The sequence below is a fragment of the Allobosea sp. genome, from assembly GCF_030694325.1.
In the GTDB taxonomy this organism is placed as follows: Bacteria; Pseudomonadota; Alphaproteobacteria; order Rhizobiales; family Beijerinckiaceae; genus Allobosea.
In genome coordinates this window covers 1-9,406 of sequence record NZ_JAUXYO010000186.1, presented here as the reverse complement: position 1 = coordinate 9,406, position 9,406 = coordinate 1, and the positions used below count along the sequence as shown (strand labels likewise).

The window sequence follows — 9,406 nt, the reverse complement described above, 5'->3', positions numbered from 1 at the left end:
TCCATTCCGGAGCTTTTCCGAGCGAGGTTCCGGCATGGGTCCCGGGTCTGCGCTGCGCTGCGCCCGGGACGACGTCGCGGGTGGGGCAGGTGGGGGCCAATCTCCTCGACGCCGTCATCCTGGCCAAGTCGCGAAGCGGCGCAGGCCGGGATCCATCATCGGGCTGGTCGGTGCCCTCCGATGGATCCCGGTCGGCCTGCGGCCGCCCAGGATGACGCGGGTGTTTCGGGGGACAATCGTGAGGCGCGCGCACCAAAACCCCCGCCCGGCCGGGAGCCGCGGGGTTTCGCACCAGTTCCCCCGATAGGGGATGCGCGGAGCCGGGTGGCGCGCGGACCAACTCCGCGTGCCGATGTCGAATGTCGATGTCGAGGTCGATGCAGCGCCGATCTCGCGCCGCCCGGCTCCGCGCGCGGGGATTTTGGGCGTCCCGGCCGCTCGTCCCTGACGAGGGGACTTGCGGCCCATCAGCCTCCGGGAGCCCCGCCTGCAACGGCGACGCCTCCCGAAACCCGCCACCACACCCGGCCGCACGATGCCTCGCGACAGCCCCCTTGGTCGGGTGCAGCGCGGGAAGCATAGGCATGGGTCGGCGCCGCGGGGATAAGCCACCTGCGCCGGGATCGGGAATCGTTCAGTTCGCCCGGTTCCAGGTCACCGAACGGCAGATCAGCCCGCCCAGCACGCAGCCGGAGGTGGTCAGCTTGTCGCCGGCCAGCGTCATCGTGCCCGAGTAGGTCTTGCCATCCTCGGGATTGAAGGCGCTGCCCGTCCATTTGCCGTCGCCGGACGGCTTCATGTCGTAGAAGATGCGCTGGCCGACCTTGGCCGGGCCGCTCGTATCCTTGAGCCAGGCCAGCGTGCCGCACATCGCCTCGCCACATTTGGCGAAGCGCACCCGCGAGGCGCCGCTGTCGCGCAGCCAGGTGCCGGCAACGTCCTGCGCCTGGGCCGGCGTGCCCGAGGCGAGGCCGAGCGCGAGAAGGCCGAGCCCGGCGAGGCTCGCGCGCGGGATGAGGCAGACGCGCGAAAGACGCGATCCGATGGTCATGAAAACCTCCCTGTCAGACCACGCTATGCTGCATGGTTCAGATATGAACCTTAAGCCGGAACCGGGCCGCTTCCAAGGGCCTGTCGCGACGCCGCCGCGCGCGCTTCCGCAGCGGAGGGTGAATCCTCCGTTGACGGGCGCTTTCGCATTTGCCGGAAAGCGCTTTGAAAAGACTGCGTTTTTTGGAATGGAAAGCTGAATCGAGCGTTGATTTAACCGCTCGCTCATTCCTTGTTGAGCTTCGATTCATCGCGAATTTTAGCGAGCCCTTTAAGCGCCGCCGCCAGTCTCCTCCTCACGAGCCGGGGCCTTTGGACGGGTGGCCGGCGCCAACGAAAGACAAGGGTGGTTGTCATGGCACGCATGGAAATGAGCGCGATCCCGGCCTCGCTGGTGGTCCCGAGCGAGGCTTCGGCCGAGGCCTATTACGAGCTGGGTCTGATGTATGCGTCGGGCCGCGGCATCCCGGTCGATCTCGTCACCGCGCAGAAATGGTTCAACGTCGCCCAGGCCCGCGGCTGCGGCCGCGCCGCGGCGCACCGCCAGGAACTGGCGCTCGAGATGACGCGCGATCAGGTCGCCCAGGCCTTGCGCGAAGCCAGGACCTTCCTGACCCGCCATTGAGACGGGTCCGCGGGGGCGGCCGACGAGCCTTGTGGGGCGGGGAGGGCGCGGTTATAAGCGCGCCGCGTTCCCCAGATTTTTCTGCCCCAGCAAATCCCCGAGGATTCATCGATGGCTGTTCAGCGTACCTTCTCCATTCTCAAGCCCGACGCGACCCGTCGCAACCTCACCGGCGCGGTCAATGCGGTGATCGAGAAGGCCGGCCTGCGCATCGTCGCGCAGAAGCGCATCCAGATGACCAAGGCCCAGGCCGAGACTTTCTATGCGGTCCATTCGGCGCGGCCCTTCTTCGGCGAGCTCGTCGAGTTCATGACCTCCGGCCCCGTGGTCGTGCAGGTCCTCGAGGGCGAGGACGCCATCGCCAAGTATCGTGAGGTGATGGGCGCCACCAACCCGGCCAATGCCGCCGAGGGCACCATCCGCAAGCTCTTTGCCGAGTCGGTCGGCGAGAACACCGTGCACGGCTCGGACGCCCCGGAGACGGCGGCCGTCGAGATCGCGCAGTTCTTCGCCGGCAACGAGATCGTCGGCTGATCAGACAGCCCGTTCGGCTTTCCGAGGAGAAGGGGGGCGGGTCGTGATCGACCCGCTCCCCTTTTTGATGTCGGTTGATTCCACTGCGCTGTCATCCCGGGCGCAGCAAAGCGAAGACCCGGGATCCCTTCCGGAACGGTTCAGGCATGGATCCCGGATCGGCGCCGCTGTCGCGGCTTGTCCGGGATGACGGCGCGGTTTCCGGCGATCCGCAGCCTGACGTGTCAGAAACCCAGATCGAAGGCGTAGCTGGCGGAGACGCCGACCGTGATCGAATCCCGCGAGCCGAAACCGCGCACGATCGGCGACTTGGCGGCATCGCCGACGAGGTGCTTGTATTCGACATAGGCCGTGGTCTGGAACCGCTCGGTCCAGTTATAGGTCGCCTGCGCGATCGCGCCGTAGGACAGGACGCCGCTGTTGAAGCGCTGCAGCAGCCCGCCGGTGCCGGCCGCACCCGGAATCGAGCCGAAATAGGTGCGGACGTAATCGGCGCTGGCCACCGTCATGCGCGGGCCGATGCCGAGCTTCCAGGTGTCGTTGATGCGGGCGAAGGCATCGAGCTTCACCTCCGCGATCAGCCCGTCATGGGCGACGATGCCGCGGCGCAGATCGACGCGGGCGCGCAGCCAGGAGGCCGGGTAGAACTCGGCGAAGGCGCCGGCCTCGGCCCCGAACTTGACGTCCGGCACGCCGATCAGCGCGCGGTTGACGCTCGACTTCCGCTCCCAGAGCAGATTGCCGGAGAAGCCGACGCGCCAGGCGGTGCCGGAGAAGAAGCCGATCGAGATCGCGTCGTCCTCGGCCGACCACCAGGTGCTCTTCAGCCCACGGCTGAGCGAGATGATCGGCTTCGGCCGGAAGATGTAGTCGTTCGAGCCGAGATAGTCGGGCTGGCGATGCAGGCCGGCACCGAGCGTCAGCGTCCAGTTCTGGGCCGATTGCGGCGAGGTGAGGGTGGTGTAGTCGGGGGACTGGGCCGCCGCCCGCTCGGGCGAGGACAGCAGACAGCAGGCGACGAGGCCCGCCAGGAACGCAACGCTACGCATGGCACTCAACTCCGGCGCGAAGGCGCCATTCATGACCAGAGATCCGCAACTTGAAGCATTAGGATTAACCCCGGGTTGATGCTGGGCCGCGCGCGGCGGGATGCGGCGACCATGCAGGGATCGAGCGCCGGAGGCCACCGTCCCGGCTGGTTTCCTTTTTTTCGCCATGCGTTACGAAGGGGATATGACCGAATTGCCACGCATCGCGCATCACCCCTCGACCTGCCCGCATGACTGCCCCTCGGCCTGCTCGCTGGAGGTGGAGGTCATCGACGGGCACAGCATCGGCCGCGTCCGCGGCAGCAAGCGCCAGAGCTACACCGACGGCGTGATCTGCGCGAAAGTCGCCCGCTATGCCGAGCGCATCCACCATCCCGACCGGCTGCTGCATCCCCTGCGCCGCACCGGCCCCAAGGGCTCCGGCCAGTTCGCGCGCATCTCCTGGGACGAGGCGCTGGACGAGATCGCGCAGCGCTTCCTCGCCATCGAGGCGGAGCACGGGGCCGACGCCGTCTGGCCCTATTACTATGCCGGCACGATGGGCCTGGTCATGCGCGACGGCATCAACCGCCTGCGCCACGCCAAGCGCTATTCCGGCCAGTATTCGACGATCTGCACCACCACGGCCTGGACCGGCTTCATCGCCGGCACGGGGCGCCTCGCAGGGCCCGATCCGCGCGAGATGGCGCAGTCCGACTGCATCGTGATCTGGGGCACGAACGCCGTGCACACCCAGGTCAACGTGATGCACCATGCGATCAAGGCGCGGAAGGCCCGCGGCGCCAAGATCGTCGCCATCGACATCTACCATAATGCGACGCTGGCCCAGGCCGATCTCGCCCTGGTGCTGCGGCCGGGCACGGATGCGGCGCTCGCCTGCGCCGTCATGCATATCCTCTTCCGCGACGGCCATGCCGACCGCGCCTATCTCGCCGCCCATACCGATGCACCGGACGAACTCGAGGCGCATCTGCAGAGCCGTAACCCTGAATGGGCGGCCGCGATCACCGGGCTCGAGGTCGCCCAGATCGAGGCATTTGCCGCGCTCGTCGGCACGCGCAGGAAGAGCTTCTTCCGCTTGGGCTACGGCTTTGCCCGCCAGCGCAACGGCGCCGTTTCGATGCATGCCGCGCTGTCGGTGCCAACCGTTACAGGAGCCTGGCAATATGAGGGCGGCGGCGCCTTCCACAGCAACAGCGGCATCTACAACTGGCGCAAGAGCCTGATCGAGGGGCTCGACGTCCGCGATCCAAAGGTGCGCGAACTCGACCAGTCGCAGATCGGCCGCATCCTGACCGGGGATGCGCAGGCCCTGCGGCAGGGCGGGCCGGTGAAGGCGCTCTTCATCCAGAACACCAACCCGGTCTCGGTCGCGCCCGAGCAGGAACTGGTCAAGCAGGGCTTCGCCCGCGAGGACCTCTTCACCGTGGTCCATGAGCAGTTCATGACCGAGACGGCGCAGATGGCCGACATCGTGCTGCCGGCGACGCAGTTCCTCGAACATGACGACATCTACCAGGGCGGCGGCCACCAGCACATCATGTGGGGCGGCAAGCTGGTCGAGCCGGCGGGCGAATGCCGCTCGAACCATGACGTGATCTGCGCGCTGGCGAAGCGGTTGGGCGCGCAGCATCGCGGCTTCGAGATGACCCCGCGCGAGATCGTCGACTGGACGATGCGCGAGAGCGGTCGCGGCACGCTCGACGAGCTGATCGCCAACGAATTCCTCGACGTGCAGCCGGATTTTCGGACGGCGCATTATCTCGACGGCTTCGGCTATCGCGACCGCAAGTTCCGGTTCAAGCCCGACTGGCCGAAGGTGCCCAATGCCAATGCCGGCCCGGTCGGCCCCTGGCGGGACATGCCCGCGCTGCCCGACCAGTGGGACGTGCTCGAGAATGTCGACGCCGATCATCCGTTCCGCCTCGCGACCAGCCCGGCCCGCAGCTTCCTGAACTCGACCTTCACCGAGACCCCGAGCTCCGTGAAGAAGGAGGTCGGGCCGACCTTGATGCTGCACCCCGACGATGCCGCCCGCCTTGGCATCGCCGCCGGCGACGAGGTCATCGTCGGCAACAGCCGCGGCAGCGTCCATCTCGCGGCCGTTCTGTTCGAGGGCGTGGTGCGCGGCGTCGTCATCGCCGAATCGATCTGGCCCAATGCCGCCCACAAACACGGGCGCGGCATCAACACCATCACCGGCGCGGACGGCCCGGCCCCTTTCGGCGGCGCCGCCTTCCACGACAACAAGGTCTGGATCAAAAAGGCGTGACCGCCCACCCTTGATTTTTCGGCGGTGCTATGGACCATCCCTCGCGCAGGCAGGCCGTTACCGGAACTGATGCGCCTGCTCTCGAAGGACGAACGAAATCATGACGATGCGGCGGATGGGTGCGGTCTTGCTGGCCGGTGGAATCTCTGTGCTGGCGACGCTCGGTGCGCAGGCCGCGAGCGGGACGAGCGCCCTGCCGCCGCCGGACCCGACGGCCAAGAACCTGACCCCCTACATGATCCAGCTGCGCGCCTTCGACGCCTGCCTGGTGACGCAGTCTCGCCTGATGGGCACGACGCGCGAGGCGGTTCACACGCCTTGCAGCTGTTACGCCAAGGGCACCGTCTCGGCGATGACCCGGGACGAGATCCAGGCCTTCCGCGACACCGGCTACTTCAACGATTCGGCGCGCGAGAAGGGCTTGAGCTTCATCGACCGCTGCAAGCTCAAGCGGCCGATCTGAGCGGCTGTTCCCCGCCGAAGAATCGCTCGCGCATCCGGCCGGCATAGGCCGTGAGCGTCGGCCGCTGCTCGACCAGCCCGCGGAACGGCGAATCGAACAGCGGCGCCAGCGCCGCGATCAGGAAGGCGCCGGGCGCCGCATCGCTGCCGACCGGCGCGTCCCCGCCGAAGAAGGGGCGTTCGCCCAGGATCGCCACCATCGCGTCGAGGGCCCGGGTCGAGAGCTGCAGCCGCTCCGCCGGGCTGTGGCGGCCGATGCCGTGGCCGTCGACGTTGCGCCGGACCTTGCGGCGCACCAGCGCGCAGACCAGCGGCCGCAGCGGCGCCGGCACCGGCTTGAAGAACTGCGCCGGGCCGCGGGCGAAATTGCCGTCGTCGAGCCAGCGCTCGGCGACCATGATCCAGTAGATCTGGTCCTCCAGCATCTTTTCCAGCGCCCAGAGGACGCCGCGCCGCTCGGCGTCGAGCCCGGCGTCGAAGTCGATGCCGTGCCGCTCTTCGAGATGGAAGCGGATGAAGCTCGAATCGCAGATCGTGACACCGTCATCGACGATCAGCGGCAGCTTGCCCTTGGGCGCCCGGCGCAGATCGCCGATTCGCGTCTCGTAGGGCAGGCCGGAGAGCTTCAGCAGGATTTCGGCCTTGATGCAGAACGGGCTCGGGTCGGGCAGGCCGAAGGCCGGGCCGAAATGGTGCAGCGTGATCATGCTCTCCCCCCAATCGCGCAGGACGACGATATGACGCTACTGACATAGTCCTGACAGGATTTGTCAGCACGATGCGGCAGTCTCCAATCGTCCGAGGCCAGCGGGAAGAACGCAGATGCAGCGCGCCGAACGATTGCTCGACATGATCCAGAGCCTGCGCCGTCGCCGCCGTCCGGTGACGGCCGAGACGCTGGCTGCCGAACTCGACGTCTCCGTGCGCACGGTCTACCGCGACATCGCGGCGCTGGTGCGACAGGGCGTGCCCGTGCGCGGCGAGGCCGGCATCGGCTATGTCCTCGACGCCGGCTTCGACCTGCCGCCGCTGATGCTCTCCCCGGACGAGATCGAGGCCGTGCTGGTCGGCATGCGCTGGCTCGGCGAGCGCGCCGACCCGGTGCTGGCGCGTGCGGCCGAAGATGTCGTCAGCAAGGTCGCAGCGGTCTTGCCGCCGCATCTGCGCCCGATCCTGCTCGACGGTGCTCTGTTCGCGCCTCTCTATGGACGTGACGCCCCGACCGACCAGGTCGATACCGCCGCCGTGCGCGCCGCCATCCGCCAGGGCCGCAAGCTCGAGGTCCGCTACCGCGACGAGAGCGGCCAGGACACGCAGCGCATGATCTGGCCGATCGGCATGACCTTCTACGACCGCGTCCGCATCGTGATCGCCTGGTGCGAATTGCGCCAGGACTTCCGCCATTTCCGCACCGACCGCATCACCGATCTTGTGGCGCGCGAGGAGCGCTATCCCGCCCGCCGTGCCGATCTCTTCCGGCGTTGGCAGAAGGAGGAGGAGGCGCGCTGCAAGGAGGACGCAGATCGGCGCGAGCAGGCTCAGCGCCTGACGAGCGCGCCATCGACCAGCGCGACTCGGCCGGAGGCGACCGCGGCGAGCGCCTGCGGATAGAGCTCATGCTCCTGGGCGAGGACACGCGCGGCAAGCATGTCCTCGTCGTCGCCGGGCAGCACCGGCACCTTCGCCTGTGCGATCACCGGGCCGGCATCGAGTTCGGGCACGACGAAATGCACGCTGCAGCCATGCTCGCTGACGCCGGCCTCGAGCGCCTGGCGGTGGGTATGCGTGCCCTTGAACAGCGGCAGCAGGGACGGATGGATGTTGATCATCCGCCCTTCCCAGCGCTGCACGAACCAGGCCGTCATGATCCGCATGAAGCCGGCCAGCACGACGAGATCGATCCGGTGGGCGCGCAGCACCTCGTCCATGGCCCGCTCGAAGGCCTCGCGGTCCCGGCGGAAGGCGCGATGGTCGACGGTGGCGGTGGCGATGCCGAAGCCGGCCGCCCGCTCCAGCCCCGGCGCGTCGGGCACATTGGAGAGCACCAGCGCGATCTCGGCGGGATAGCCGGGTGCGCGCGCCGCTTCGACCAGCGAGACCATGTTGGAGCCACGCCCCGAGATCAGGATTCCGACGCGAGGGCGGATGGTCGGGGTTGCTGTCGCGGACATGGTCATCTCAGCCCTTATCCTGAGGAGCGGGCGTAGCCCGCGTCTCGAAGGATGCTCCAGGAGGTTCCAAGCCTCTGCGATCATCCTTCGAGACGCGCTTCTGCGAAGCGCTCCTCAGGATGAGGGGTTGAGGGAGGCCGCTCGTCGTCACAGCGCAAGCTTGCCGCGGTAGGCGACCTGCTCCTCGCCGGCCGCGACGGGCACGACCTCGCCGAGCCGCACCGGAGCCTCGCCCGCCGCCACGAGCGCCGCCATCACCTCGTCGGCCTTGGCCGACTCGGCGGCGACGATCATGCCGATGCCGCAGTTGAAGGTGCGCAGCATCTCGCGCTCGGCGACGCCGCCGACCTGCGCCAGCCAGCCGAAGACGGGCGGGACGGGGATCGCCGCGAGATCGAGCGAGACGCCCAGGCCCTCTGGTAGCACGCGTGGGATATTGTCGGGGAAGCCGCCGCCGGTGATGTGGGCCAGCGCCTTGATGCCGTCGGTGGCCTTGATCGCCTGGAGCAGCGGCTTGACGTAGATCCGCGTCGGCACGAGCAGCGCCTCCGCCAGGCTGGTGTCCGGCGCGAAGGGCGCGGGCGCGTCCCAGGCGAGGCCCGACAGCGCGACGATCCTGCGCACCAGCGAATACCCGTTGGAGTGCACGCCGGAGGAGGGCAGGCCGAAGACGACGTCGCCCGGCTGGAGATCGGCCCGCGGCAGCAGAGCGCCGCGCTCGGCCGCACCGACCGCGAAGCCGGCGAGGTCATAGTCCTTCTCGGCATACATGCCGGGCATTTCGGCCGTCTCGCCGCCGATCAGCGCGCAGCCCGCCTGGCGGCAGCCATCGGCGATGCCGCGCACGATCTCGATGCCGACCTTGGGATCGAGCTTGCCGGTCGCGTAGTAGTCGAGGAACAGCAGCGGCTCGGCGCCCTGCACGATCAGGTCGTTGACGCACATCGCGACGAGGTCGATGCCGATCGTCGCATGCAGTCCGCTTTCGATCGCGATCTTGACCTTGGTGCCGACGCCGTCATTGGCCGCGACCAGGATGGGGTCGCGGAAGCCGGCGGCCTTGAGGTCGAACAGCCCGCCGAAACGGCCGATCTCCGCATCAGCGCCCGGCCGGCGCGTCGCCCGCACGAGGGGCTTGATGGCGTCGACCATCGCGTTGCCGGCGTCGATGTCGACACCGGCCTGCGCATAGGTCAGTCCGTTCGCGCCGGGCTTGCTCATGGGGGTATCGCCTCGCTTCCGT

10 protein-coding genes are annotated in these 9,406 nt (G+C 68.2%); 5 read left to right on the top strand and 5 right to left on the bottom strand.

Translation table 11 applies throughout. The features are described from left to right. Positions 1-634: 634 nt before the first annotated feature. On the bottom strand, positions 635-1,051 hold the full coding sequence (locus Q8M82_RS11840) for a DUF2147 domain-containing protein (protein WP_305691552.1): 417 nt from the start codon (positions 1,049-1,051) through the stop codon (positions 635-637). A gap of 354 nt (positions 1,052-1,405) precedes the next feature. On the opposite strand from Q8M82_RS11840, the gene Q8M82_RS11835 reads away from it, so the two are divergent. Further along, positions 1,406-1,675, top strand: coding sequence for an SEL1-like repeat protein (locus tag Q8M82_RS11835; RefSeq protein ID WP_305691551.1), 270 nt, complete (start codon positions 1,406-1,408; stop codon positions 1,673-1,675). Positions 1,676-1,786: 111 nt separating this feature from the next. Next, a complete protein-coding gene (gene ndk, locus Q8M82_RS11830; protein WP_305691550.1) occupies positions 1,787-2,209 on the top strand; it encodes a nucleoside-diphosphate kinase in 423 nt (140 codons plus the stop codon). A gap of 224 nt (positions 2,210-2,433) precedes the next feature. Here ndk and Q8M82_RS11825 read toward each other — a convergent pair whose 3' ends face one another. Next, entirely contained in the window at positions 2,434-3,258 is an 825-nt protein-coding gene (locus tag Q8M82_RS11825) for a MipA/OmpV family protein (protein WP_305691549.1), read from the bottom strand. 184 nt (positions 3,259-3,442) lie between these two features. On the opposite strand from Q8M82_RS11825, the gene Q8M82_RS11820 reads away from it, so the two are divergent. Both Q8M82_RS11820 and Q8M82_RS11815 read left to right on the top strand, forming a co-directional pair. After that, the gene (locus Q8M82_RS11820; protein ID WP_305691548.1) at positions 3,443-5,530 is read left to right on the top strand and encodes a molybdopterin-containing oxidoreductase family protein; all 2,088 of its coding nucleotides are present in this window, start codon (positions 3,443-3,445) and stop codon (positions 5,528-5,530) included. Between the two features lie 100 nt (positions 5,531-5,630). After that, positions 5,631-5,993 (top strand): hypothetical protein, encoded by a 363-nt coding sequence (locus tag Q8M82_RS11815; RefSeq protein ID WP_305691547.1) that lies wholly within the window; start codon positions 5,631-5,633, stop codon positions 5,991-5,993. On the opposite strand, the gene Q8M82_RS11810 is transcribed toward Q8M82_RS11815, so the two are convergent. Further along, entirely contained in the window at positions 5,977-6,699 is a 723-nt protein-coding gene (locus Q8M82_RS11810) for a glutathione S-transferase family protein (protein ID WP_305691546.1), read from the bottom strand. The genes Q8M82_RS11815 and Q8M82_RS11810 overlap by 17 nt on opposite strands. A 115-nt stretch (positions 6,700-6,814) precedes the next feature. On the opposite strand from Q8M82_RS11810, the gene Q8M82_RS11805 reads away from it, so the two are divergent. After that, a complete protein-coding gene (locus Q8M82_RS11805) occupies positions 6,815-7,603 on the top strand; it encodes a helix-turn-helix transcriptional regulator (protein ID WP_305691545.1) in 789 nt (262 codons plus the stop codon). On the opposite strand, the gene purN is transcribed toward Q8M82_RS11805, so the two are convergent. After that, the gene (gene purN / locus Q8M82_RS11800) at positions 7,531-8,163 is read right to left on the bottom strand and encodes a phosphoribosylglycinamide formyltransferase (protein ID WP_305691544.1); all 633 of its coding nucleotides are present in this window, start codon (positions 8,161-8,163) and stop codon (positions 7,531-7,533) included. The two genes, Q8M82_RS11805 and purN, sit on opposite strands and share 73 nt — an antisense overlap. Before the next feature lie 147 nt (positions 8,164-8,310). After that, positions 8,311-9,384 (bottom strand): phosphoribosylformylglycinamidine cyclo-ligase, encoded by a 1,074-nt coding sequence (purM, locus tag Q8M82_RS11795; RefSeq protein ID WP_305691543.1) that lies wholly within the window; start codon positions 9,382-9,384, stop codon positions 8,311-8,313. Positions 9,385-9,406 lie beyond the last annotated feature (22 nt).

Bases quoted from the DNA above. Each gene is read 5' to 3' on its own strand.
- Q8M82_RS11840 (WP_305691552.1), bottom strand. From the start codon at position 1,051: ATGACCATCGGATCGCGTCTTTCGCGCGTCTGCCTCATCCCGCGCGCG.
- Q8M82_RS11835 (WP_305691551.1), top strand. From the start codon at position 1,406: ATGGCACGCATGGAAATGAGCGCGATCCCGGCCTCGCTGGTGGTCCCG.
- ndk (WP_305691550.1), top strand. From the start codon at position 1,787: ATGGCTGTTCAGCGTACCTTCTCCATTCTCAAGCCCGACGCGACCCGT.
- Q8M82_RS11825 (WP_305691549.1), bottom strand. From the start codon at position 3,258: ATGCGTAGCGTTGCGTTCCTGGCGGGCCTCGTCGCCTGCTGTCTGCTG.
- Q8M82_RS11820 (WP_305691548.1), top strand. From the start codon at position 3,443: ATGACCGAATTGCCACGCATCGCGCATCACCCCTCGACCTGCCCGCAT.
- Q8M82_RS11815 (WP_305691547.1), top strand. From the start codon at position 5,631: ATGACGATGCGGCGGATGGGTGCGGTCTTGCTGGCCGGTGGAATCTCT.
- Q8M82_RS11810 (WP_305691546.1), bottom strand. From the start codon at position 6,699: ATGATCACGCTGCACCATTTCGGCCCGGCCTTCGGCCTGCCCGACCCG.
- Q8M82_RS11805 (WP_305691545.1), top strand. From the start codon at position 6,815: ATGCAGCGCGCCGAACGATTGCTCGACATGATCCAGAGCCTGCGCCGT.
- purN (WP_305691544.1), bottom strand. From the start codon at position 8,163: ATGTCCGCGACAGCAACCCCGACCATCCGCCCTCGCGTCGGAATCCTG.
- purM (WP_305691543.1), bottom strand. From the start codon at position 9,384: ATGAGCAAGCCCGGCGCGAACGGACTGACCTATGCGCAGGCCGGTGTC.